We start from the raw sequence: 23,376 nt of genomic DNA, 5'->3' as shown, positions 1-23,376 counted from the left end.
GGAACGATCCGGCTGAACCGAATTAAGATCATGAAACGTGACGGTTTCCAAGTTCCGCCCGGAACCTGCGCTCAGGCATCGACCTGCAACAGCCCGAGAACCCGCGTTACGGCGGACGGGATAGGGCCGATGACGGGCACATCGAATAGCGGCTGCAGCTGTTCGGCCGCCTGTCCGAGCGGGCCGCCGCCGATGATGACTGCCTCCGCCCCATCCAGGTCGACGGAGGCGCGAACTGCATGCCAGAGCGAGGACCGCAGGCGCTCCTCGTCTCGGGATACGGCGAGCGGATCGCCGGGCGTGCAGCGGATGCCGGAGTAGAGATGGGAAAGCCCCAGATGCCGTGCCCGCTCTGCGATCGCATCCGCGAGGTCGGGCGTCGTGGTTGCAACGCCGAACCGTCGTCCATCCCGCGAAGCCTCCAGCATCGAAGCTTCGCAGATGCCCACGACGGGAATGCCGACACGCTCCCGAAGCAGGGCAAGGCCGGGATCGCCAAAGGCGCTGACGATGATCCCGAGGCAGCCCGGCTCGTGCCTGGTGCCGATTTCCACCACCTCGTCGGCGGCGGCTGCCAGTTCGTCCGGCTTCAGGATCATCCGGGGACTGCGCCTGGCCGTGGCGCTTGCCACGGCCAGGCGTCCATTCGCAGCCTTGTGCGCGATGGAGGCCATCATCTCGCTCGTCGCCTGCGAGCTGTTCGGGTTGATCAGCAGAAGATGGAAGTTCACGTTCTGAGCTCCGCGACGACTGGCCCCTGCTGCGCTGCCTTGGGCTGATCGGCCTCCGCCGGCAGCGAGAGATCCTCCATCGATCGGCCGTAAGTTTCCGGGCCAAGCTGGATGCAGAATGCGAAGACCGCATACATTCCCGCAGCAAGCCCGAAGACGCCGATCATTCCGTAGCTGTCGAACAGCATGCCGGAAATCGTCGGCACGAACGAGCCGGCCGCCGATCCCGTTGCCAGAATGAGGGCCACCCCGAAGGCGCGAATTCTCGTCGGGAACAGTTCCGGCGCATAGATCCAGATCGACGTGTTGAGCAGCAGGACGAAGAACTGGAAGATGGCTCCGAACAGGAGAACGAGGTAGATATTGGTGCCGAGAGCGACGATCGACACCGCCGCAAGGCAGGCGAGCGCCGCACCCACGGTCAGCACCTTCTTGCGCGGCAGATAGTAGCCGAACATCGAAGCGGCGATCGCACCGAGGACGCTGCCGCTCTGGATGATCATGCTGTAGAGCAGGCTGCCGGAGAGCGTATAGCCCATCGACACGAAGATGACGGGCATCAGCGTCAAGACCGACAATTGCGCGCCATAGCTCATGAGAATGGCGATCGCTACCGGTATGGTCCGCCCGATGAAGGGTGCGCGGAAGAGTTCCCGCCAGTCGCTCTTCTCGGTTGCCTCGTCCGTCATATGGTCTGTCGTCAGGTATTCCTGCACCACGAGATTGCGCGGTTTCAACGAGCCTGAGGCCAGGATGGACAGTACCTTGTTCGCCTCGCCGATCCTGTTCTTCGAGGCGAGGAACCGCGGCGTCTCGGGTACAAAGCGGCGATAGAAGACGACCAGAAGCGCCGGCAGCGCCAGCGACGCAAATAGCCAGCGCCAGCTGTTCTCTCCGGGGAAAAGCGTGAATATCAGCAGGCCGAATGCCGGCGCCAGGAAGTTGCCGAACCCGCCGGCGCCGACATTCACGAGACCCGCCGCCGTGCCGCGAAACTTCGGCGAGCAGAATTCCGAGAGCATCGTCACCGCCGTCGAGATTTCGCCGCCGACGCCGAAGCCGACGATCGCGCGGGCAAAACAAAGCATGGTGAAGTTCGGCGCCATCGCGCAGGCCGCCGAGCCGATGGTGAAGAGCAGGAGATTGACGGTCAGCATCACCCGCCGGCCGTAGCGGTCGCCGAGAATGCCCGACAGCAGTCGCCCGACCGCGGCGCTGCCGAAGGTGATCGTGTTGAGAAATCCGATATCCGTGCCGGTAAGGCCCCAGTGCTCCTTGAGAATGGGGCCGGCGACGCCGATCGTGTTCTGTTCGAAGCTGTCGAACAGACAACCGATCAGGACGAGAGCGAGAATCTGCTTGTGCGCGCCGGTAACGCCGATTTTGGTGAAAGCCGATTCCAGTTGTCGAATGACCGGCGAACTCCCGCCGGTCGGCACCATATTTTCCGCTGCCATTGTTGTTCCCCTTGTGGTTGAACGAGCGTGAAAACTTAGTTTCTCAATCATACATCAAGAAACTACAGTTTCATAGTCCCGAATCCACAGGGGCGACGGAGAGGAATTCCTGCCCTTCCCGGCAGGCTTGGCCTCCACGAACATGGCGTTCCGGCCGGGGCCTATCGATGGCGAGCTTCGTGCGCCAAGCCGTTGCGATCCGTACTGCGCGGGCTCACAGCTCTTCCAGCGTGTCGTTCAGTGCCTCGATACCGCGCAGCCGGTTCCGGCCGGCAACGCCTGCGGTCTCGATGCAGCGTGTGGTCAGGAGATGGCAGAGCGCCATCACGGACACATGGTTGAAAAGCGGCCCCGGCGCCAGGGTCTGGCAACGGAAGTGCCAAGCCGCACCGCTCAGGAGAGGCACGCCTTCGTCGGTGATGTAGAGCAGCTTCGCCTTGGTTCTTTCCACCTGCGCCATGAGTTGCTCCATCAGAGCGACGCGGCGCCGCAGGCCGAAGAGAACGACGACGTCGTCGGGCGCGATGCTGACCAGATGCTCGCCGAGCGTCTGCCCGCCTCCGGGAATGGCAGCGATGTTTTCGATCACCTGCGTGAGCTGCCATTGCAGATAGGTCGCAAAGGAATGGCTGGCGCGAAAGCCGATGACCCACACCTTGCGGGCCCCCAGGATGGCTGTGGCAGCCGCATCGATCTCAGCCTCGCCGATCGCGAGGAACGTGGCCTCCAGATTGGCGACGCCCTGGGCGACATGCGCTGCGACCGATTGCCGGCCGTCGGCATCGGTGGCGGTCGCGAGGAAAAGGCGCGACCCGGTCTGCTTGTCCGCGCGCGCGTGCCGCCGCGCTTCCTCGTAGTTTTCGTAGCCGAGGCGCTGAACGAAGCGTGACACGGTCGCTTTCGATACATGGGCCAAAGCCGCCAGCTCCTGCGCGGAATAGCTGGCTATCTCCCCCGGAAAATCACAGAGGAAATCGCCGAGCCGCCGCTCGGCCGGGTGCAATTCGGGTAGAATTTCGCGGACGCGAGCGAGGAAGGATCGTTCTTTGGCGGCCATTGGCACTCCCATGAAACTGTCGTTTCACGGGACTGTCCGATTTTCGTCCGGCCTTGGCAATAGATGGAAGATCCACCCCGCGGTCACCTCTCCTCCCGAAGCGTATCCTTCTGCGTTATCAGTCGGGCGCTGTGCTGACCGCTCAGATATGTCCATAGCCAGCTCCAGGCCACGGCAAAGCGGCTGCGGGTACCGATCAGGAAATAGATGTGGGCAATGCCCCAGATCCACCAGGCAAGCGACCCCTTGAGCTTGATCCGGCCGAAATCGATGATCGCCGCGCGCCTGCCGATGGTGGCCAGGCTTCCCTGGTGCCGGTAGCGGAACGACCCCGGCGCCGGAGAGCCCGTGAAGCGGCCACGGATCACCTGGGCGACGTAGGCCCCCTGCTGCTTGGCCGCGGGCGCGATGCCGGGCACCGGCTTGCCGTCTTCCTGGATGACGGATGCCGTATCGCCGATGACGAAGATGTCCGGATGGCCCGGCACGGTCAGATCGGGCCCGACCTTAACGCGGCCGGCGCGGTCCGCGTCGGCGCCGATCCATTTGGCGGCGGGCGAGGCCTGGACCCCGGCCGCCCAGACGAGCGTCCGGCTCGCGACGAAGCTCTCGCCTATCGTGACCCCCTCCTCGGTGCAGTCGGTCACCGGCGTGCCCGTCAGCACCTCGACGCCAAGTTTCTCCAGTTCGCGGGAAGCATAGGCGGAAAGCTCCTCGCTGAAGGCGGGAAGAATGCGCGGGCCGGCTTCGACGAGCACCACGCGGGCCAGACGGGTATCGATCCGGCGGAACTCGCCGGGCAGCGTTCTATGGGCCATTTCGGCAATGATGCCCGCAAGCTCGACCCCGGTCGGTCCTGCGCCGATGATCGTGAAGGTCAGCAGTGCGTCGCGCCTGGCGGGGTCCTCCTCCACCTCCGCCTGCTCGAAGGCGATGAGCACGCGGCGGCGAATGGTCGTCGCATCCTCCAGGGTCTTGAGCCCAGGCGCGACCGCCGCCCATTCGTCATGTCCGAAATAGGCGTGCGTTGCGCCGGTCGCCAGGACCAAGGTGTCGTAGGGGATCGATTGCCCATGCACGAGCGTCACTTCCTTCGCAGTCGTATCGACGCCCGCTACCTCGCCGAGCAGTGTCGTCACCTCCTGTCGGTCGCGGTAGAGCCGGCGGATCGGCCATGCGATCTCGGAGGTTGCGAGCACCGTGGTCGCCACCTGGTAAAGCAGCGGCTGGAAAAGGTGATGATTGCGCCGGTCGATCAGCGTGACCCTGACCGGCGCACCCTTGAGGTCGTTGACGAGTTGCAGCCCGCCGAAACCTCCGCCGACCACGACGACATGATGTCTTTCCTGCATGGTCTTCCGTCCTGTTCCTCATCCGCTCACATCGAGCTGGCAACACTGTTGAACTCCACACGCGGGAGCGCAAGCCGTTGCCCGGCATGGCTGCATTGCATCCGCGAATGGTCTTCGCCGGACGTTTCGGCGGCCTATTCCGCATAGCCGACGGGCACTGCGGTACCACTTTTCAGGACTTCCATCGAAATCGACGCGGAAACGTCGAAAAGCTCCACCTTCCGCACGATCTGCTTGTAGACGACGTCGTAGTGTTCGACCCGCGGCAGAACCACCTTGACGATGTAATCGTAATTGCCGGTCAGCCGGTGCGCCTCGACGATCTCCGGAATGTCGCTGATCGCCCTGCGGAACTTTTCGATCCAGTCGTCGGAATGATGCGCCGTCTTGATCAGCGCAAAAACCGTGGTCGGCACGCCCATCCTTTCCCGGTCGAGGACGACGATGCGCCGGGTGACATAGCCGGCCTCCTCCAGCCGCTGAATGCGCCGCGAGCAGGCGGAAAGCGAAAGACTCACCCTCTCGGCAAGGTCGCCCATGGCGACGCTCGCATCCTGCTGCAGAAGCATGAGCAGCTTCCGGTCTCTCTCGTCAAGCACGCTCCGACTCCTTGCTCTTGCCATAGAGTGCGCCGAAATTTTTCGCGGCATCTGGATTCGGGCGCAAACGGCTTGCTAAAATTTGGCCAAGCGCCGATCAAAGCAAACACATGCAACCGGGCCCGCACGATAATCTAGCAATGGAACGGGGAACGTGGCGAAGCGTTCCCGACGGCCAAAGGGCAGCAGCAGGAATGACGATGGAAATGCGGAAAATCGGCCTCATCGGCGGCATGAGCTTCGAAAGCTCGGCGGTCTATTACCGCTTGGTCAACGAGGCCGTGCGCAAGCGACGCGGCAAATTACATTCGGCGGAAGTGCTTCTGCATTCCGTCGACTTCCAGCAGATCGTGGACCTGCAGAGAGCCGGCCATTGGGACGACGCCGCCCTGCTTCTCTCCGATGTCGCGCGCGGGCTCGTCGCCGGCGGCGCGGACTGCATCCTGATCTGCAGCAATACCATGCACATCATTGCCGACGCGGTGCGTGCCTCCGTCGACGTCCCGTTGATCAACATCATCGACGAAACGGCCTTGCGCCTGAAGGCCGCCGGCAGCCGCAAGCCCCTGTTGCTCGCCACACGCTACACGATGGAGCACGGCTTCTATGCCGAGCGCATGAAGACACATGACATCGACCTGAAGGTACCCGATGCCGATGGCCGGACACTCACCCACAACGTGATCTTCGACGAGCTCTGCGCAGGCCAGGTGCTGAACGTTTCGCGCTCCGCAGTGATCGGGCTCGTCGAGAAAGCAAAGGCGGAGGGTGCGGACGCCGTCATTCTCGGCTGCACCGAAATCTGCCTGCTTCTCGATCCGGCCGAATTGCCGCTCCCAGGCTTCGATTCCACTGCCATCCATGCGGAGGCGGCGGTCGAATTCTCGCTTGGCGACCGGCAGTAAGCTGCACCGCCGAAAGGCGCTGATATAGCAGGCCCGCCGCAGCACCGAGAGCGATACCGATCGCATGGGTGTGGCGACAATCCGCCTATGGCGTGTCGTCGTACTCGGCCCGCGCCTGCCGGATAGCCTGGTGGTTCTCCAGCGACCAGTCGACGAAGACCCTTAGCACGTCAAGAAACGAGCGCCCGAGATCCGTGAGGCCGTATTCCACGCTCGGGGGCTGCGTCGGGTAAACGGTACGGCGCAGATAACCGTCACGCTGCAGATCGCGTAGCGTCTGGGTCAGCATCCGCTGTGAAATGTCCGGGATGAGCCGCCTGAGCTGCGAGAAGCGCAAAGGACCGTCGGCGAGCGATAGAATCATCAGCGAATTCCACTTACCGCCGATATTGTCCATCACGTCCCGCACCGAACAATTGTCGATGTCCATAGGCATGCCGCAGACGACTGCCACCCGCTCGCCCTTCAACGTGCCCGACGCCCTGGTCATGGCGGTACCCTTTCCGTAACCACGGCAGAAAAAACTGCCTCCTTTACAGCTCTTAGCAGATCACGGGATAAGAGCAACTCTCAAAAAGAGACCAGCTTTCGGGATGAGCTCATGTCGACAGGACATGCTGAACAACGCGCTGGAGTGGAAACGAAAGGAAAAACATGTCTGGAAGACTGCTCGTAACCGGCGCCGCCGGACAGTTCGGCAAACTCGTGCTCGATGCGCTCCTGACCTCCGGCAAGACGAAGCCGGCCGATATTACCGCCACCAGCCGGGACATCGCCAAACTGGCGGACTACGCAGCGAAGGGCGTCGAGACCCGTGCCGCCGACTTCGACGATCCGGCCTCGCTCGAGCGGGCCTTCGCCGGCGCCGACCGCATACTCATCATTTCGACGAATGTTCTCGACGAACCGGGCAAGCGTCTGAAGCAGCACCTTGCCGCCGTCGAAGCGGCCAGGAAGGCGGCGGTGAAGCACATCCTCTATACGTCGATGCCGCTGCCAGAAACCTCGGTGATCCCTTTCGCGTCCGATCATCTCGGCACCGAAGAAGCCATCAAGGCGACGGGAATTCCCTACACGATCCTGCGTAACGCCTGGTACATGGAAAACCTCCTCCTGTCGCTCCCGCACGCACTCGCGGCAGGACAATGGTTCTCCTCCGCCGGCGATGGCCGTATTTCCCACATCGGGCGCCGTGATCTTGCCGCCGCCGCCGCTTCCGCTCTCCAGTCAAGCTCGACCGAAAGCCGCACTTACACCTTGACCGGACCGCAGGCCCTTACAACCGGCGAGATCGCCGCCCTTGTTGCCAAGGCCACCGGCAAGACGCTCGAGGTCGTCCATGTCACTGACGAGGCATTGTCGGGCGGTCTCAAGAATGCGGGTCTCCCGGACTTCTTCGTCCCGATCCTCGTCTCCTTCGACGCCAATACCCGCAAAGGACATTTCGACATCGTGACCGACGACACCGCCGGGCTTACCGGAAGGCCCCCCATCGACCTCGCCTCCTTTCTGGAGGCGAATAAGTCAGCACTCGTCCACTGATCATGAGGAAGCGGGAGGCCTGGCATACGGCCGGGCCTCGTTTAAAGCGGGAGCAGGAAGAATACGCAGCTTTCCGGTAGGAATTGCGATCCGGCTAATCGAGGGTGGAGGTCGGCGTTCAGCGCAAGGCGGTCTCGCTCGAACTCTGCGGCGCGGACGCTGCGGCCCGGCGAGCTACCCTGCCCTCCTCGGCCTTGTAGAAATATTGGCTCGCCACCAACCAGCCCTTTAACGGCCTCAACGGCGGAATACAGGTCAGGAACATGAACGGCCCGGTGACCAGGAGATGGACCCAAAGGGGGGCGTTGTATTGCACCTCCAGCCACACGCCGAGAAACACGCTCGGCACGCAGGCAAAGCATATGACGAAGAAAGCAGGACCGTCCGCGGGATCGGCGAAAGAATAGTCCAGGCCACAGACTTCGCATCCTTGCCTGAGCTTCAGGAAACCATCGAACAAATGTCCCTGGCCGCAACGGGGGCAGCGACCTCGTAATCCCGTATGCAGCGGCGACAGAGGCGGCCACTCATGATCCGACATCGTTCTTCCTTTCAGTCTTCTGCATGCCCCGGCAAACCCGCAAGCCTGCGAGACGTTCCCGTCGACCAGGCACCGGCCGCTTCGGCGACCCCCAAAAGATGACATACAAACCATACAAGAACAATAAATTGTATGCATACGGGGGCGCGGCAATTCCACGCAGTACCTTCGCACGGGAGTATCACCGCTAAACGATGAGGTTTCGGGCCGCCGGCGACTGAGCGAGGAGACCGGCGATGACCTCCAAGCTGTGCCGCAGTTCATCGCGTGTCCGCGCAGACCCCAGACCGAGCCGGACGGCTTCCGGTGGGTCGGAGATCGCGAAGGCATCGCTGGCGACGACGCCGATCCCCGCCGTTCGCAGCTGCGCCGTGAACTCGCCGCGATTCCAACGGGGGGGCAGCTTCAGCCAGAGATGAAACCCCTCGCGATCGGTGAGAAGATCGGCGTCCTCGAGGCTCTTGATCGCGATCTGCTGGCGCGCGCCGGCTTCCGTGCGGATCGCTCCCAGAACCGCTTGCGCCGTTCCTTCCTCCAGCCAGCGCGTGGCGATAGCCGCCGAAAGCGGTGACGTCATGCCGACTGTCGCTCGGATCGCGCCTTCGAGGCGGACTGCCGCCGATCGATCGGGCGCGACGAGATAGGCGATGCGGAGCGCCGGCGAGAGGCACTTGGCAAGCCCCGCTATATAAAAGACGAGGTCCGGCGCGAGCGCGGCCAGTGGCGGAACGGGGTTTGCGGGCAAGGCGCCGTAGGCGTCGTCCTCGATCACGGACACGCCGTAACGGCGTGCAATCGCCACGATCGCCTCGCGGCGCTCGAGCGGAAGCGTCGCGGTCGTGGGATTGTGAAGGGTCGGATTGCAGTAAAGCGCCTTCGGCTTGTGCCGGGCGCACGCCTCCTCGAACGCGTCGGGCAATATCCCGTTTCGGTCGATCCGGACGCTCACGAGCTCGATACCCATATGCGCCGCCAGTGAGCGGAGGCCGGGATAGGTGAGCGCCTCGGCGCAGATCCTGTCGCCCTTCGTCGCCAGCACCCCGACGCTCGCAAGCAGAGCCCCTTGCGCTCCTGTACAGACGACCAAGCGGTCGGCTCGAAGGTCGCCGAGCCGCGGCTTGAGCCAGGCTGCACCGGCAGCCCTGTCCCGCTCCGTGCCGCCGACGGGCTGATAGCGCATCAGCAGTTCGGGATCACGCTGGTCGAGAGGCGCAACATCCGTCCACATTCTCTCCGACAGGGCGGGGTCGTCGAAGAGCGGCGGCAGGTTCATGCTCATGTCGACGAGACCGCCCAGCAGGCCGCCCGCCAGACCGCCCGAGGAGGGACGTGCGGCGCTCCGGCGCCGAGCCGTGACGTAGGTACCCTGCCCCACGCGACCCTCGACCAAACCGCGCCGGCGCGCTTCGTTGTAGGCGCGGCTGACGGTTGTAAAGTCGATGCCGAGCGCGGCCGCCAGCGCGCGCTGCGGCGGCAGGCGCACTCCACCCTCAAGTCGACCCGCCGCGATGTCCGCGGCGATCTCGTCGGCAATTGCGAGATACAGCGGTCCTCGCGCTTGACCGAGCGCCGGCATCCAGGAAACCTCCACGCGATCCACGTCCATCGTAGCCTTTCGAGTCTTACAATGTATGGATATTGCATGGACGGAGTTTGGCGCGCAAGATCGTCCTGGTAGACAGCGCTGGAGCGCGCGGCTTTCCGGCGATACGACTAACCGGGCCTGAGCCGACGATTGGTGTCGCTCGGCATGAGATCCTTGAACATCCTCGGCACGATGGTCATCGCACCGTAGACGCTAAGGTGGTCGTCGTCGGAATATAGGGGAATGCCGTTCTTCTCGACAGCGCAGACCGGATTACAGAGGAGCGGCACTGCACTGACGCGCTGTACGCCCAGGTCCTCGTCGGCAATGGCCAGGACCGAATTGGCCTTCGCGCTGCGTGCATCGACCGCCTGCCGCGTTGGCGGAGGCGGCAGGTCGGCGTCGATGAGGCGGTGCAGCCCCAACGCGTGCGGAACAGACCAGCCGATCTCCGGTATCCCATCCACGATGACGACGCGCCGGCCGGTGTCGCGGATCTCCCGAACCGTCCTCAAAAACTCGCTCTTGAAAATCGCGTAGTTTCCGGCGGTGCCAAGGCTCGCCTCCTCGAAATCCAGACGGTCGAGGATTGCGGGGCGTCCCGTCTCCCCGGGATATCGTTTACCGTTCGCTGCGAGCGGCCAACGTGCGCTGAGGACGACGATCGGAAAATCATCGCTTTGTTCCAGCATCGCCATGATGGCCGCGTTGAAGGCGACGCAATCTCCGCTGTGTTTCTGATCCACCCGTTGCACGCCGAGGATCGGCGGGCATGCGCCCTTGAAGGCGACCGCGCCGCCTCGTTTCCGGCCGTCCATCAGGAAATCGAGGCCCGACAAAAGCGCCCCTGCATGGGAGTCACCCCATAGGAGCACGTCGTTCCTCCGATCCGAGGGCGAACTTGCTTCGCCTTCGATGCGGCACAGTCCGTCCTTAGGCAGCTTGCCGTCACACCGCCCGCGGCGCGCGTCGATATCGCGACTGCCGGCATAGGCAAGTCGGACATCCTGCGGAAGGCGTTCCGGAAAACCCTCCCGCAGGTCTACGACTGCTGAAACGACCGAGAGGACGGCAGCGCCGGCGAGCGCGGAGGCGAAAATGCGTTGCCGCGAAATTCCAATCGGCGGCCGACGACGGAAGGGCCTTTCGACCAGACGCCAGCTCGCGAAGGCACAGGCGAAGGAAAGGCCTATCGCAAGCGAAGCCTGCGCGTAAGGAAGGTCCAGCGTACCGAGGGTCAAACGAAAATAAACGATGATCGGCCAGTGCCAAAGGTAGAGCGAATAGGAGACAAGGCCGATCGCCACCGGCACCGGGCTGGACAGAATGCGCGCTACGGCCGTCTGCCGTTGCTCGCCCGACCAGAGCAACGCCAGGGCTCCGAAGCATGGCAGCGCGGCGGCAATGCCTGGAAATGGCGTCGCGGCGCTATAGAGCGCGACGGCGATGAAGATTGCCGCGATCCCCGACAGCGCGATCGCCTCGACCAGATACGCGTTCCGGCAGGCCGGAAACACGCCGAGCGCCAGCAGCACACCGAGCCCAAGTTCCCAGGCCCGTGTCGGAGCAAAATAGAAACTCTCCTGCGGATAGGGACCCGTCGCCCAGACGGAAAGCAGGAAGGAGAAGATACAGAGACCGACAAGCGCACCGAGAACGGCCCTGCGCGGCCTCCCGTAGAGCCACCAGAGGAGCAGCGGCAGGACGATGTAGAACTGCTCTTCGACGGCCAGCGACCAGGTATGAAGCAGGGGTTCCAGATCCGCACTTGGAGCGAAGTAGTCGGAAGTGGAGAACCAGAACCAGACGTTCGAGGCGAACATCATCGTCGCCAGTGCCGAACGCGCAAGGCCGACCAGCATGTCCGGCAGAAGGAGAAGCACACCGGCAGCAAGGCATGTCGCCACGACGACGAAAAGCGCCGGCAATATTCGCCGGGCACGCCGCTCGTAAAACGTAGCAAGCGAAAAGCGACCTTCGGCAAGATCCTTATGGAGTATTCCCGTGATCAGGAACCCCGATATCACGAAAAAGATATCGACGCCCACGAACCCGCCGGAAAAACCCGGAATGCCGGCATGATACAAAACTACCGGCAGGACCGCGATCGCTCGCAGCCCGTCAATATCCTTTCGGTACTCCATCTGAGCAATCCTCGAGCACCTGCAATAAATTTATTCGAAATAACTTGATCGATAACGCTGTAGTGTGACCTCTATAATACAAGTGGAGCCCAAACTGAACTCAATTGCGTTGATCCGTTGCTTTTTTTGGCCTCAGCTGCCCGCAGTCGGCGCGCGCAGCTTCACATCAAAAGAGGTACGCGCGAAAATCCCTCGTCAAAGCGACACGCAACAAGAGGCGCGCCGAGCTACTAATCCGTCGCCCTAAGCCGTCTCGCCACAGGAGCGGCGGAAGCGTCGTACGGTCTCGGCCATTCCGTATTCGAGCGCATCGGCCGTCAGCCCGTGTCCGATCGAAACCTCGGCGAGTTCGGGAATGTGTTTGACGAGCAATGGCAGGTTGGCGACGGTCAGGTCGTGGCCGGCATTGACGGCCAGACCAAGGCCGATCGCGATCTCCGCGGTGCGGCCCAGCTCGATCGCGATCCGCTCCGCCTTTTCCGGATCGTCGTAACAGCCGCCATAGGGTCCGGTATAGAGCTCTATACGGTCGGCCCCGGTCTCCTTGGCAAGCTTCAGCGCCTCCGGGTCGGGAACGCCGTCGGCAAACAGCGAAACGCGGAAACCTCTCTTTTTCAGCCGCCCGACGACGTTGCCGAGCAGGTTATGGCTCTTGCGAAAATCCCAGCCGTGATCGGAGGTTGCCTGTGCCGGATCGTCCGGCACCAATGTCACCTGCTCGGGTTCGTGCCGCTCGACCAGTTCGAGGAACGCCTCGTTCGGAAAGCCCTCCATGTTGAATTCCGCAGCCGGAAACTCGTCGTCGATCAGGTCGCGGATCGGCTGGAGATCGGAAAAGCGGATATGCCGCTGGTCCGGGCGCGGGTGGACGGTCAGTCCGCTCGCTCCCGCCTGCAAGGCGGTGCGGCCGAGGCCGGTCACAGACGGCCAGGGGAGATCGCGCCGGTTGCGCAGCATGGCAATGGCATTGAGATTTACGGAGAGCTTTGCAGGCATATCGGAACTTTCGGACGAAACGCCCCAATTGAACGAGGGGCCGAATGATGGCTACGCTGCTGTTCTACCGCAGTTTTCAGGAAACCGAAATCGCTCTTTGCCCGGCCCCATCACAGGACGCCTCTTTGACAGCGATCAGATAGGTTGATATCAACGTTACCGCCGATGATTGATTGATGCCGCAGCAACCGGAGGAGAGTGATCATGACGATGCAGACCACCGCTACGGAACTGGCAGCGCGTAACCGCGCCCGCTTTCCCAACGAAAGTCCCGACTACCGCCGGGCGCGTAACGCGCTTCTCGCCGAGGAGATCGAATTGAGGCGCCACATCGAGCGGGTGTCGGAGCTGCGCAGGCGATTGCCGCCGGGCGGCGAAGTGACCAAGACCTACCGTTTCGAGAGTGAGAGCGGAACCGTCACACTTGCCGATCTCTTCGGCGACAAGGATACCCTCATCATCTACAGCTATATGTTCGGGCCGCAGCGCGAAAGACCCTGCCCCATGTGCACCTCCCTGATGGCCGGCTGGGAGGGCAAGGTGCCCGATATCGAGCAACGCGTGGCACTCGCCATGGTCGCCCGTTCGCCCGTGGAGAGACTGCTCGCCGCAAAGAAGGCCCGCGGCTGGACGCAATTGAAGGTTTATTCCGATAGCGACGGCGCCTTCACCCGAGACTATGTCAGTGCTGAGGATGAGGACGTTCCGGGCTATACCGTCTTCACGCGGAGAGACGGAAAGATCCGGCACTTCTGGAGTGCGGAGATCAGCGGCGAGATGGCCGATCCGGGCCAGGATCCGCGTGGCGCACCCGATCCCGACCCGTTATGGACCCTGCTCGACACCACGCCAGAGGGACGAGGTGCCGACTGGTACCCGAAACTCGAATATAGCAGCGGCCAGTGATCGCGCCGTTTTAGGCGCCCTCGCCTGCCCGTCCATAGAGGACCGTGCAGGCGACGGCCTTGCGCGCCCGCCAATCCACGCATTTCTGCTGCGGAGCCCGAGAACGCGCACTTTTTGACGCGCGGCCTGACAACCACCATCTTTGGGCCTAAGTTTCGAATCAGGCTAAGGTTGCTTATGTTCTAAAACAATTTGAGCCGCATCTTTTATTGGAGCCATCGATGACGCCAGCCGAAAGGCCATGCAATGAGACGATCCGGCGAGCGCTCGCCCGGATTCTCGATAGCAAGGGCTTTCAACGCTCCGAGCGGCTGCGCGCGTTTCTCGCCTATGTGGTGGAAAAGGAGATCCTCGGTGAAGGCGCCCAGTTGAAGGGCTATTCGATTGCCATCGATGTTTTCGGACGCAGCCAGACATTCAACGCGGACAGCGATCCGCTTGTCCGCGTCCATGCCGGCAAGCTGCGCAAGCTGCTAAAGGCCTTTTACGAAACGGACGGCGCAGACGAAGAATGGCAGATCGCCATGCCGAAGGGGACCTATGTGCCGGAGTATCGTCGGCGGTCGTCCAGTGTGCCTGTGTCTTCAGGTCACGATACCGCAGGCGCCCGCAGCCGGCAGTCCGGGCGCAGGCCGCCCTGGCAGCCCGCCCCCTTCTCCTCTCCCTGGGCCGTGCTCGCGGTGCTGCCGCTTCTCCTTTTCGTTCCTCTGCCGGCGTCGGAAATGTCGCTCGAGATCGATGCCGAGGCCAAGCTCGTCAATGGTCCTATGGCCGCCGTCAGGGGCCTTCCCTCTGTCAGCATCAGCGTGACCGGCCCGCAGCACAAGAGCACCCGACGGTTTGCCGCGCAGTTGCGCGAGGCGGCGCTTCGTCACGGAACGCTCGGGCAGGCAACCGCGTCCGACGGCGGCCGTGCGTCGGTTTCGGGCAATCAGGCGCTTGCATTCTCCATAGCGCTCACCTGGTATGATGCGCCTGCGGCCGGCATCCGGGTCACGCTTTCCCATGACGGCGAAGGCATCCCCCTGCGCCAGGACTTCATTACAGCGGACCGGCTCGATAGCGAGGCCGACATTCTCTACGAAAGCACCTCGCTTGCGGCACAGCTTTTTGCCCTGGACGGCGAAATCTATGCCCATGCCGCACTGGAAGGCCTGCAAAGCACGCTGATGCGATGCATGTCGGCGACCGCTCAATACCGCAAGCTGCTGACGCGCGAGAGCTTCCAGGAGGCGTGGAACTGTCAGCAGAAACTAAAGCCGCTCAAGGGCGACGAGCCCTTCTTCATCCTCTCGGTCAGCAGTCCGCACAAGATCAACGGTCACTGAACTCTTCACAGGGCGTTCTTCATCCGGTGGGACGCCGCTGAGCGGGAATATGACCCGGCATAATCACGGCCCACATCATATGTTGCCATTGGTGATCGGTGGTCAACTGGCCCGAGAGTTGTTTTCACGCATAGGCAGCGGTAGTATTTGCCGTTAGTCCGCACGTCTTTCCGGATGGACCGCGTGTTCTGCCGAAGGGCAGCTTCCGATGGAACAGAAGAACCCTCTTCTTAGGAAGGAGTTATTCGGAAGCCCTTTTCCATTCGACGCCACTCGATGGCGCCTCCTACGATCTGTACTTGATACGGGCGAAATGCTTGGAGGAAGAAATGAAGAATTGCACGATCGCTCTCGCTCTCGCAGCCTGCTTCGCCTTGTCCGGCTGCCAAACCGCCTCGATGACCGGGGGGCGGACCGGTGAGTTCGGCTGCATCGCAGGCACCGTCGGTGGCGCGGTCGTCGGTGGTCTGGCCGGCGCGACCATCGGATCGGGAACCGGACAACTCTGGGCCGTGGGCGGCGGTGCCGTACTCGGCAGCGCGGCGGGCAGCGCCCTGACCTGCACCTGACCCAAAGGAACGGGGTGATGAAGAGACCAGTCCTCGTGGCGGTGTTCGCGCTTTGCCAGGTGATTGCAGCAGCGGCGCAGGATCAGCCGCTGGCCATGAACCAGGGTCAGATGAATCGTCTCGACCGTGACGGGAACGGCGCCGTCGACCGGCCGGAATACCAGGCCTTCATGGCCTCGGCCTTCGCGAACCTGGACAGGAACAAGGACGGAAGCCTGCGCTCGGAAGAAGTGGCGCAGGTTCTGAACGCGCAGCAATTTGCCGCGACCGACGCCGATCGCGACGGGAAGCTCAGCCGAACCGAGTTCCTCAACAGGGTCATGGCCGACTTCAAATCAGCCGACAGAAGCGGCGACGGCAGCCTCCAATAGGGCAGCGCCGCCGCTCGGCCAAGGATGCTCAGTCGCGATGCCGTTGCGGAGCCAGCGCCATGACCTGCGCATAGGCCATGGGCGACCGGCTGCCGGGCATGTTCTCGTCGAGCACCAGGGTCTTCACGTCGTCGGAGCGGACGTCCAGCGCAATGACGCGCTCGAGCTTGTCGATCTGCCATACGGCGTAGCCGAGTTCGGGAACATATCCGCAGTCGCATCCGCAATCCCCGCCGAGGATCTCCCGCGGCTCTTCCGGCAGATACATGATCTGCGGCTTCGGCAACTTGTAACAATGCCCCTCATAGGCATAGCCGTATATCACGCCGATGCTCTTGATGTATCGTTCGCCGCCCTTTTCGAAATTCTTCGCCGGTATGTTGACGCTGACCGGAAGCTGACTGAACTTCAGCTCATCATCGAAAATGGCGAGGACGATCTGCTGCTTTAAGATACCGGCGAGAACGTCGTTGTCGACCGTTCCGATCGCCGCCTCCTTTACTATTCTCACCAGCGTATTCAGGTCTTCGTCCCCAAGCGAAGTTTCGCGCAGCGACGACTTGATTCTTTGCCGGATCTGCTCGTCCGTGATCTTGAATATCTCTTCTCGCGTTGCCGGTCGCCCGTAGAGACGTACTTCGCTCGGATTGTAGGTATCGTAGATTGGTTTGGACAGGCCGTCCGGCTCTTTGCCCACCCCGGGATGGCTGCTGCAATTGCTCATCTTCCTCTCCTTTTCTGTCCCCTATCTCGAGCTGATGATTTCACGCCATGCGAAATTCGCCTCCAGAACTCCGGCGGCCGTTCCATCGGCAGCCGCGACGACAGCGGCCGCGGCCTGATCCAGCCGCAAGGTGTCCGGATTGACCGACCGCAGCGAGGCTGCCAGCGCCTGCCCAACCGCGTCGCGGGCCGACCGCAGCGCAAGTCCGAAGATCATCGGCTTGATCCGGAAAGCCTCTGCCGTTGCCTGACGGAACCGGTCGAAATCATCCTGCTCCAGATGCCGGAGGTCGATATCGAGCAGCCGTATGTCGGCACAGTCGCGTGCCACAAGCTCGCGATGATAGAGCTCGACGATCGAGTCGAAAATTGCGCCCACGAACGGCAGTGCGCGGTCATGCACCTCGCGCGTGACCTCTGACATGCGGCGAAAATTCGTGGCGAGACGGATCTGGGTTTCCGGACTCGTCTCGGCGAAGCGGTTGAGCTCGTTATAGAGAAGGAGGTTCCCTTTCGTCCGCCTGAGCAGCCTGTCGATCGCGGAATCGAAGTGCAGGAACGAGATCAGCGACACAAGGTCTGAAAAGGCCTCGGAAAAAGCGAAGAAGTCGCCTCCATGTGACACAGCCGTCGGAATGCCGGTTTCAGAAAGGAGAATGAGATGTCCGGTCTCGTGAGCGATGGTGTCCAAATTGAGCGCATAGGGCCGCCTTATTCCGTCGATGTCGGAACAGCCAAGCTCCAGGAAGCCGTAGCCCGCCTGGGCATTGTCCCAATTCACGAAGGCAACGATCTCCAGCCGCGGAAAGGTCTGATCGAAGAACCAGCGGACCGGTCTGCCCAGATAGCTCTGCCAGATGTTGAGAACGAAGTGGACACAGGCATAGGCATGCACAGGCAGGAACGCCCGGGAGTCGGGAGACAGGTTGTCGAAATGGCGATCCGGACCCGGTCCCACCGGTGCGCGAGCGGCGCCGTGAAACGGCGGCAGCCGGTCGAAGCCGTAGGGTTCCTTGTCATCGAGCGGATCGACGACATACATCGTCGCGTCGCTCGGGCCTTCGCCGATCTCATCCCTCGGTATGGGCAGCCAGACGCGGTCCGGTTTTTCATAGCCCGGAATGAAGGGTGGCTGAGGGAAAATCCAGAACCGCGTGCCCAGACGGGAATCGCCGGACTCGAGGGCTTCGTCTCGAAGCAGACGCATCGCACACTGCCCCCCGGATGAAAATGCCTAAATTATGGTTTCAATTTATAGGTGTTCACCAAATTCGAGTCAATGCCGCCTGCTTCCAGGTCGCGGAGGAAGGTGTTTGTCGCGATCCAGTCGCCATCTTGCTGCGTGCCGCGATGCTGCTCCAGAAGGCTTGGCGCTTGCTGTAGTGCATGGATCGCGTCGTGCCTCTTCTGTCCGATCATCTGCTCCCGCAGTTCCTTGCTTCTCTCCTGAGCCCAGCCCGCGGCATGCAAGACCGCAGAAAGCGAGCGCTCCCGGAAGTTCAGATTTCGCGCAAACGTTGTAAGTCTCTCGCGTTCCGAACGGCTGACGACACCCAGGCGCCACCACGCGGAAAAGGTTCGCTCCAGGTCGACAAGTGCATCCGTCAAAGGCGGAAAGCCGAGTTCCGGCGGCCCCGAATGTACCGCGACCGCATCGTCGGGGGCAGGGTTGGAAAGTGGACCACGTCCGAAGCGACGATACCACCTGTAGACGAGACCGAGACCGATCATGCCGAAAGCGTCAAGCTCCGCGGCTCGGAGCGCGCCCATGCTGGCGGCGCCGATAACGACGATCCCTTGCGCCATGGCCCAGAGAATTTCCTTGTGCCGGACAGCCGGTCTGTCTTCGAACTGGCCGTCGATCAAAATCATGGCCCGCGGTCGAAAGGCATGTGCCGCAAGCAGGACATCCCCCTGGGCGGCCGGCTGCAGATAAATCGCGTCGAGGATTTTCTCCGCCTCGGCAAGACGCAGCGTCGGACCGAGAAACACTAGGATCGGATTGTCGCCTCGGCCGGCCATCGCACACTCATCGCAGGACGAAAAAGGGAGAGGCTCCGGGAAGAACCGTTCGCACGCAATGGACACCCGCCTCCTCGGCGGCGCCCACGGGAATGGCCAGCACAGGTCCAAGACCGGCTTCGACCACCCGGTCTACCAATGTACCGGGATCCGGAGTCGCCGCGGGCGTCGGCTCTGCCGGCTTGGCCGCCGCATCGGCGAGGACGAGCTCGCGGGCCTTCGCCACCGCGGCATCGGTGCTCCTGCGGTAATGTTCCCTCGTCTGGTCGTCACGGGCGCCGGAGATCGCCCCTGCCCTTGCCGAGAGCGCCTCCAGCATTGCGCTCGCCGCCGCCATTTCGATGCTGGGCCCGGCGGCGTAGCCTTCCGTCGGCAACGCAAGGATCGGTTCCCCGAACCCGGCCTCGACCGTCTGACACCAGACGACGGCAACAGCCGCCGGCGACGGAGCGCGCCACAGTGCAAACGATATCCCGCGAGCGCCCGCGAGCGATCGGATATGATCCACCCCGTCACCGAGTCCGTGGGGCGCAATGCGCCACCGGTCGAAGAAGCCGTGTGTTGCGAATGCGCGTGCGATGGCGTCCCGTTCAAGGCATTCCCATAATCCGTGCAGGAAAGCACCATGGGGGCTCGTATGGCAGGCAAGCCCGGTGGTTGTTCGCAGAAAGACGCCGTCATGGGACGGCTGCGGTTCGCTGTAGCACGTATGCACAAGTTCCAGCGGCACCGGGTGCGCCGAGCCGCCGACGACATCGATACCGTCGATCCACGCAATTGTCCTTTGCCGCCATTTCCCGCGCCACTGCGGAACCACGAGGTTGTCAAAAAGGTCGTCGGCGATTTCGAGCTGGTCGGCCGTCGCCAGAAAGGTCCGCTCCGCCGGAATGGTCTCGGCGAAATAACGCTCGAGCGATTCCATCAGAGCGCCGACTGCCGCCTCCGCTCTCGACAGGCCCCGTCCGAGAGACGTGACCTCTGAAAGCGCGGCGGGGCGGACAGCCTGCATCACCGGCAGGCCGATGCGGTCGAGCCCCGTCAGATCGCCGAGGCGGGTGATGCGCGCGCGGCGGCAGAGTGGCGGCAGGGCGGCGAGACAGCGCTCCAGGCTCCCCTCGACCAGATCATCCGAAAAGGGCGCCTTCCGCGCGGACACGAACGAGGCATAGAGATCAGCGAGGGGGCCGCGTGCGCCCTCGTTCGACTTCGCACCGTTTCGTTCAACGCCCGATGGCAATGCCGAACTCCCGCATCGAATGCCTCGCTCGCCTGATGAGCGCCGTCGCCCCTTGGCTTTCCGCGATTTCAACGGCGCACCGCAGGTCTGTGGCGACGGCATCCTTACGCTCGCCTGCCCGCGCCCGGAGAATGGCGCGGCATCGGTGCAACTCCGCCAGCCAATAGGCATGGCCGGTTTCCTCCCCCCTACCGATCGCTTCGTTAACGACGTCGATCGCCGGCTCGATCTTGCCGGCGAGACCCAGCAAGGTAGCGTGCATGCAGAGATAGATCGGCAGATCCGCCACCGTCCCAAGTTCGCGCAGAAGCGCCAGGCCGTTTTGAAAGGTGGCATGGCCACTCGCAAGGCTCGTGCGGTGCGCCTCGGCCCACCCGCTGAAGAGAATCGACAGGCCGGACAGGGACTGCATCTTGTGCCGCTTTGCGAAATCCGCCATTCGTGCCGAAACCTCGACGAGCCTTTCGAAATCGTCCCGGTAAAAAGCAGACACCGCTTCGGTATCCAGGGAGTGTGCCTTGCTGTGGGCATGCGCTATCCGGTCCGTGAAAGCGATCATTCTCGATAGCGCCGCGTCCGAGGCTTTCGTGCGCCCCGTGAGCCATAGGGAGAGCGCGAGTTGGCCGAGGCCGCAAACCTTCGCATCATGCCCGCCGAATTCCGTTCGGCTCTCTTTGGCGCGCTTCTCGTCATAGAGCGCCAGGCCGGCCTTGATCGCCTCCTGCGTTTCCCGATGGCGGCCGAGATTGAAATCGATCGCCCAAATGCAGTGGTTGACCTGGAGCTGGATTTCCGGTTCGTTGGCCTTCGACAGCATCGACCGCACCTCCAGGGCACGGTCGTGCATGATACGGAAGTCCTGTCCGGTAAGCCACCAACCCCAATATATCGGAAACCATTGGGACTGCTCGGACATCGGTCGTCGCCGGGCGATCTCCACCGCGTCCTCATAAAGCCTTCGCGCGGGGTCGGAACTCAGGCCGACCGTTCCTAGCAAAATCGGACCGAGGGCCGTCAACGCCGAAAGCTTCAGAGGTTCGGCTGTGTCGCTCTCGCTCAATTGGCCGCAAAGATCCAGGGCATGTTCCAGAAATTGCCTCGCCTCTATCATTGCGGACCGGCTCGAACTCTCCTTCCCTGCGGCGATGAACAAGGAAACGGCCTCTTCGACAAGCCCCGCCCTTTCCGCATGCTCGGCAAGCGCGCCGGTATCGATCCAGGCCGCCATGCCACGATTTTGGTCGACCGCTGTGAAGAGCCGCCGATGCAGCACCTGCCGCTGCTTGCGCAGCACGGCATTGTAGATCGTCTCCTGGATCAGCGTATGCCGGAAGCCGTAGGCGGTGCGCCCCGGCACCCTTATCCGCGTCAGGAATCCCGTCTCGCAGAGAGTATCGGCCGCGTTCGCAAGCGCGCTCTTGCCGAAATCGGGTAACAGAGCCCGAAGCAGCGGCAAGGTCACCTGCGTGCCGGCGACTGCCGCCGCGCGCGCGACCTCCCTGGCCGTGCCGAGCTGCTGCAGGCGGGATTCCAGTATCGACTCGAACGCCGACACATGCGACGGGTTGGCGCTCTCCGACAGGCGCATCGTGTCGGGCTCGACATTTTGCGACACCCATTGACAGATCTCCTCGATGAAGAGCGGAACGCCACCGGATATCCGTTCGGTCGCATCGAAGAGATCGGGAAGCAGCGCCAGGCGGTGCTCCGGCCATTTTGCCTTTATCGCCAGCCTGGTTTCATCCGAATCAAGTGGCCGCAACGCAAGCCGCGTCGGGTTGGCGGCGTCGAGCCATTCCGAAGCATAGGAAGGACGCGACGTCGTAACGAGCAAGACGGGGAATTTTGCAATGATCCTCGCAGCTTCGCCAAGCAGGTCACGGGATGTCGGATCGATCCAGTGGACGTCCTCGACAGCCACCACCACCGGCCCGCGTCGGCACACGGCTTCCAATGCACGGAGCATGGCGCGATGAGCCTTCTCGCGGATCGCCTTCGGATCTTCGTTCGACTGCAGACGGCTGCCCTGCGCCCCGAGCAGGTAGGAGAAGACATCGACGACCTCGGCGTCCCTGATACCGTTGCGTTCGAACAGCGCCGCCACCGCAGCGGCCGTCGGACCCATCTGCCCTCCGCTCGCCGACACCGCCTCGGGGAGATTGTTCAAGAGAGGATGAAGTGTCGAGCGGAAACCGCCGGGCAGGCACTGGAAGAAGAGAAGCTTGGAACGCTTGGCGCGCGTCCGCCTGCGAATTTCCCTGAGAAGACGCGATTTGCCGATGCCGGCGTCCCCCTGGATCAGGACCACGGAGCCTTGTCCCGCAAGAACGCCATCCCAAAGTTGTCCGATGGTATTCAGTTCGTTCTCGCGGTTGATAAGGGGCCCGCCCATCCGTCCGAAGGCATAGAAGCGGTCCACTCCCAATTTATGACCGAGCGCGCGCCAGACTTTCTCGGGCGCCGCAAAGCCCTTGAGCTCCTTGCTGCCCTGAAACACGAAGGCATGGGATCTGCCGGCAAGGTGACGTGTCTCCTCGCAGACCAGAACGCTGTTCGGGGCCGTGATGGCCTGCAGCCGGGCAGCCATGGCAAGCGCCGCGCCTGTGACCGGTTCCCGAGTCCAGCCTTCGCGGGATCCTTCGCGAACGAGGGCTACCGACGTGGCGATGCCCACGCGGACCTGGAGATCGTCCTGCCCCGCCTCGCGGCCGACGCGCTTGCAGGCCTCTACGATCCCGAGCCCAGCGCGGATTGCGAGCGAGGCGGCGTCCTTCGCCTCGAGTTCGATCGGGAAGAGCGCAACACCGCCGTCGCCGGCCTCATGCTGCATCACGCCGGAATGCGATGCGATCGCTTGTTTGGAAGCAAGCTGAAAGGCCGACATCAGTTCCTGATAGTCCTCGATATCCATCACGTGCATCAGATCGGTCGACCCGACCAGGTCATAGCAAAGCGCCGTGACGATACGCCGCTCGCCGCCACGCACGGAAGAGCCGCCCGGGCGCTTCCCACGCTCGGCCGCTCCTCGTGGTGTTTTGGTCCGGCTCTCGCGCAGCATGCACCACTCCCGCATTCGCCTGCCAGGTCCGCTCAGATACGCGGCGCTGCCTAAGGGCGACCTGTCTGTCTCGCATTTTTCCGACGTGATCCCGACCTGAGTGCGGAAAATATCACCCCTGACTGCACGCGGTGTCGGGACCGACTCGGGGAAGGCTGATTGCCCGTCAGGGCAATGTCAATCGGCGGGCAGTTGCAAAACGCGCAGCCGGGCAACCTTTCCCCTTCGATGAGCGTTAAGACGCGCCTTCTTG

The 23,376-nt window shown here is 62.7% G+C and carries 21 protein-coding genes; 6 read left to right on the top strand and 15 right to left on the bottom strand.

Features of this window, described 5'->3' with window-relative positions; genetic code table 11:
• Positions 1-71: 71 nt before the first annotated feature.
• From BHD07_RS28115 to BHD07_RS28095, 5 genes are all read right to left on the bottom strand, one after another.
• The gene (locus tag BHD07_RS28115; protein WP_338283943.1) at positions 72-731 is read right to left on the bottom strand and encodes an aspartate/glutamate racemase family protein; all 660 of its coding nucleotides are present in this window, start codon (positions 729-731) and stop codon (positions 72-74) included.
• Positions 728-2,188, bottom strand: a complete 1,461-nt coding sequence (locus tag BHD07_RS28110) for an MFS transporter (protein WP_018095362.1) — start codon at positions 2,186-2,188, stop codon at positions 728-730. The genes BHD07_RS28115 and BHD07_RS28110 overlap by 4 nt, the downstream gene beginning before the upstream one ends.
• 214 nt (positions 2,189-2,402) lie before the next feature.
• The gene (locus BHD07_RS28105; RefSeq protein ID WP_338283942.1) at positions 2,403-3,245 is read right to left on the bottom strand and encodes a MurR/RpiR family transcriptional regulator; all 843 of its coding nucleotides are present in this window, start codon (positions 3,243-3,245) and stop codon (positions 2,403-2,405) included.
• Between the two features lie 83 nt (positions 3,246-3,328).
• Positions 3,329-4,597, bottom strand: coding sequence for an NAD(P)/FAD-dependent oxidoreductase (locus tag BHD07_RS28100; RefSeq protein ID WP_275597703.1), 1,269 nt, complete (start codon positions 4,595-4,597; stop codon positions 3,329-3,331).
• 134 nt (positions 4,598-4,731) lie between these two features.
• Positions 4,732-5,196, bottom strand: a complete 465-nt coding sequence (locus BHD07_RS28095; protein ID WP_003533799.1) for an Lrp/AsnC family transcriptional regulator — start codon at positions 5,194-5,196, stop codon at positions 4,732-4,734.
• A 200-nt stretch (positions 5,197-5,396) separates the two neighbouring features.
• On the opposite strand from BHD07_RS28095, the gene BHD07_RS28090 reads away from it, so the two are divergent.
• Complete coding sequence (locus BHD07_RS28090; RefSeq protein WP_338283941.1) at positions 5,397-6,101, top strand: aspartate/glutamate racemase family protein; 705 nt, start codon at positions 5,397-5,399, stop codon at positions 6,099-6,101.
• An 85-nt stretch (positions 6,102-6,186) separates the two neighbouring features.
• On the opposite strand, the gene BHD07_RS28085 is transcribed toward BHD07_RS28090, so the two are convergent.
• On the bottom strand, positions 6,187-6,591 hold the full coding sequence (locus BHD07_RS28085) for a winged helix-turn-helix transcriptional regulator (protein ID WP_338283940.1): 405 nt from the start codon (positions 6,589-6,591) through the stop codon (positions 6,187-6,189).
• Positions 6,592-6,755: 164 nt separating this feature from the next.
• Between BHD07_RS28085 and BHD07_RS28080 the strand changes: the two genes are divergently transcribed.
• Entirely contained in the window at positions 6,756-7,643 is an 888-nt protein-coding gene (locus BHD07_RS28080) for an SDR family oxidoreductase (protein WP_338283939.1), read from the top strand.
• Positions 7,644-7,761: 118 nt separating this feature from the next.
• Here the strand turns inward: BHD07_RS28080 and BHD07_RS28075 are convergent, their stop codons facing one another.
• The 4 genes from BHD07_RS28075 to BHD07_RS28060 form a co-directional block, all read right to left on the bottom strand.
• Positions 7,762-8,184 carry a DUF983 domain-containing protein gene (locus BHD07_RS28075; protein ID WP_275597699.1) on the bottom strand — a complete coding sequence of 141 codons (423 nt, stop codon included), beginning with the start codon at positions 8,182-8,184 and terminating at the stop codon, positions 7,762-7,764.
• A gap of 187 nt (positions 8,185-8,371) precedes the next feature.
• Positions 8,372-9,790, bottom strand: coding sequence for an aminotransferase-like domain-containing protein (locus tag BHD07_RS28070; RefSeq protein ID WP_338283938.1), 1,419 nt, complete (start codon positions 9,788-9,790; stop codon positions 8,372-8,374).
• 107 nt (positions 9,791-9,897) lie between these two features.
• Positions 9,898-11,913, bottom strand: coding sequence for an acyltransferase family protein (locus BHD07_RS28065; protein ID WP_275597698.1), 2,016 nt, complete (start codon positions 11,911-11,913; stop codon positions 9,898-9,900).
• A gap of 243 nt (positions 11,914-12,156) precedes the next feature.
• Positions 12,157-12,909 carry a pyridoxine 5'-phosphate synthase gene (locus BHD07_RS28060; protein WP_275597697.1) on the bottom strand — a complete coding sequence of 251 codons (753 nt, stop codon included), beginning with the start codon at positions 12,907-12,909 and terminating at the stop codon, positions 12,157-12,159.
• A 204-nt stretch (positions 12,910-13,113) separates the two neighbouring features.
• Between BHD07_RS28060 and BHD07_RS28055 the strand changes: the two genes are divergently transcribed.
• From BHD07_RS28055 to BHD07_RS28040, 4 genes are all read left to right on the top strand, one after another.
• A complete protein-coding gene (locus BHD07_RS28055; protein ID WP_100671632.1) occupies positions 13,114-13,815 on the top strand; it encodes a DUF899 family protein in 702 nt (233 codons plus the stop codon).
• A gap of 221 nt (positions 13,816-14,036) precedes the next feature.
• On the top strand, positions 14,037-15,143 hold the full coding sequence (locus BHD07_RS28050; RefSeq protein ID WP_338283937.1) for a hypothetical protein: 1,107 nt from the start codon (positions 14,037-14,039) through the stop codon (positions 15,141-15,143).
• A 329-nt stretch (positions 15,144-15,472) separates the two neighbouring features.
• Positions 15,473-15,712, top strand: a complete 240-nt coding sequence (locus BHD07_RS28045; RefSeq protein ID WP_018095373.1) for a glycine zipper 2TM domain-containing protein — start codon at positions 15,473-15,475, stop codon at positions 15,710-15,712.
• Positions 15,713-15,729: 17 nt separating this feature from the next.
• The gene (locus BHD07_RS28040; RefSeq protein WP_100671634.1) at positions 15,730-16,083 is read left to right on the top strand and encodes an EF-hand domain-containing protein; all 354 of its coding nucleotides are present in this window, start codon (positions 15,730-15,732) and stop codon (positions 16,081-16,083) included.
• Between the two features lie 28 nt (positions 16,084-16,111).
• Here BHD07_RS28040 and BHD07_RS28035 read toward each other — a convergent pair whose 3' ends face one another.
• From BHD07_RS28035 to BHD07_RS28015, 5 genes are read right to left on the bottom strand one after another with little or no spacing between them, the layout of a single operon-like run.
• A complete protein-coding gene (locus BHD07_RS28035; RefSeq protein WP_338283936.1) occupies positions 16,112-16,807 on the bottom strand; it encodes a hypothetical protein in 696 nt (231 codons plus the stop codon).
• A 21-nt stretch (positions 16,808-16,828) separates the two neighbouring features.
• On the bottom strand, positions 16,829-18,013 hold the full coding sequence (locus tag BHD07_RS28030) for a hypothetical protein (RefSeq protein WP_275597695.1): 1,185 nt from the start codon (positions 18,011-18,013) through the stop codon (positions 16,829-16,831).
• Between the two features lie 32 nt (positions 18,014-18,045).
• Positions 18,046-18,828 (bottom strand): TfuA-like protein, encoded by a 783-nt coding sequence (locus BHD07_RS28025; protein ID WP_338283935.1) that lies wholly within the window; start codon positions 18,826-18,828, stop codon positions 18,046-18,048.
• Positions 18,829-18,835: 7 nt separating this feature from the next.
• Entirely contained in the window at positions 18,836-20,065 is a 1,230-nt protein-coding gene (locus BHD07_RS28020) for a YcaO-like family protein (RefSeq protein WP_338283934.1), read from the bottom strand.
• Positions 20,049-23,123 (bottom strand): ATP-binding protein, encoded by a 3,075-nt coding sequence (locus tag BHD07_RS28015; protein ID WP_338283933.1) that lies wholly within the window; start codon positions 23,121-23,123, stop codon positions 20,049-20,051. Before BHD07_RS28015 ends, BHD07_RS28020 begins: the two co-directional genes overlap by 17 nt.
• Between the last annotated feature and the right edge of the window lie 253 nt (positions 23,124-23,376).

Source organism: Sinorhizobium sp. KGO-5 (assembly GCF_036245905.1).
Classification (GTDB): Bacteria; Pseudomonadota; Alphaproteobacteria; order Rhizobiales; family Rhizobiaceae; genus Sinorhizobium; species Sinorhizobium meliloti_A.
The sequence above is the reverse complement of the archived record's forward strand: the minus strand, read 5'-3'. Positions and strand labels throughout refer to the sequence as shown.

Excerpts from the sequence above, each read along its gene's own strand:
- BHD07_RS28105 (WP_338283942.1), bottom strand. The coding sequence starts at position 3,245 with ATGGCCGCCAAAGAACGATCCTTCCTCGCTCGCGTCCGCGAAATTCTA.
- BHD07_RS28040 (WP_100671634.1), top strand. The coding sequence starts at position 15,730 with ATGAAGAGACCAGTCCTCGTGGCGGTGTTCGCGCTTTGCCAGGTGATT.
- BHD07_RS28100 (WP_275597703.1), bottom strand. The coding sequence starts at position 4,597 with ATGCAGGAAAGACATCATGTCGTCGTGGTCGGCGGAGGTTTCGGCGGG.
- BHD07_RS28080 (WP_338283939.1), top strand. The coding sequence starts at position 6,756 with ATGTCTGGAAGACTGCTCGTAACCGGCGCCGCCGGACAGTTCGGCAAA.
- BHD07_RS28025 (WP_338283935.1), bottom strand. The coding sequence starts at position 18,828 with ATGGCCGGCCGAGGCGACAATCCGATCCTAGTGTTTCTCGGTCCGACG.
- BHD07_RS28110 (WP_018095362.1), bottom strand. The coding sequence starts at position 2,188 with ATGGCAGCGGAAAATATGGTGCCGACCGGCGGGAGTTCGCCGGTCATT.
- BHD07_RS28030 (WP_275597695.1), bottom strand. The coding sequence starts at position 18,013 with ATGCGTCTGCTTCGAGACGAAGCCCTCGAGTCCGGCGATTCCCGTCTG.
- BHD07_RS28085 (WP_338283940.1), bottom strand. The coding sequence starts at position 6,591 with ATGACCAGGGCGTCGGGCACGTTGAAGGGCGAGCGGGTGGCAGTCGTC.
- BHD07_RS28055 (WP_100671632.1), top strand. The coding sequence starts at position 13,114 with ATGACGATGCAGACCACCGCTACGGAACTGGCAGCGCGTAACCGCGCC.
- BHD07_RS28070 (WP_338283938.1), bottom strand. The coding sequence starts at position 9,790 with ATGGACGTGGATCGCGTGGAGGTTTCCTGGATGCCGGCGCTCGGTCAA.
- BHD07_RS28015 (WP_338283933.1), bottom strand. The coding sequence starts at position 23,123 with ATGCTGCGCGAGAGCCGGACCAAAACACCACGAGGAGCGGCCGAGCGT.
- BHD07_RS28090 (WP_338283941.1), top strand. The coding sequence starts at position 5,397 with ATGGAAATGCGGAAAATCGGCCTCATCGGCGGCATGAGCTTCGAAAGC.
- BHD07_RS28035 (WP_338283936.1), bottom strand. The coding sequence starts at position 16,807 with ATGAGCAATTGCAGCAGCCATCCCGGGGTGGGCAAAGAGCCGGACGGC.
- BHD07_RS28075 (WP_275597699.1), bottom strand. The coding sequence starts at position 8,184 with ATGTCGGATCATGAGTGGCCGCCTCTGTCGCCGCTGCATACGGGATTA.
- BHD07_RS28045 (WP_018095373.1), top strand. The coding sequence starts at position 15,473 with ATGAAGAATTGCACGATCGCTCTCGCTCTCGCAGCCTGCTTCGCCTTG.
- BHD07_RS28050 (WP_338283937.1), top strand. The coding sequence starts at position 14,037 with ATGACGCCAGCCGAAAGGCCATGCAATGAGACGATCCGGCGAGCGCTC.
- BHD07_RS28060 (WP_275597697.1), bottom strand. The coding sequence starts at position 12,909 with ATGCCTGCAAAGCTCTCCGTAAATCTCAATGCCATTGCCATGCTGCGC.
- BHD07_RS28065 (WP_275597698.1), bottom strand. The coding sequence starts at position 11,913 with ATGGAGTACCGAAAGGATATTGACGGGCTGCGAGCGATCGCGGTCCTG.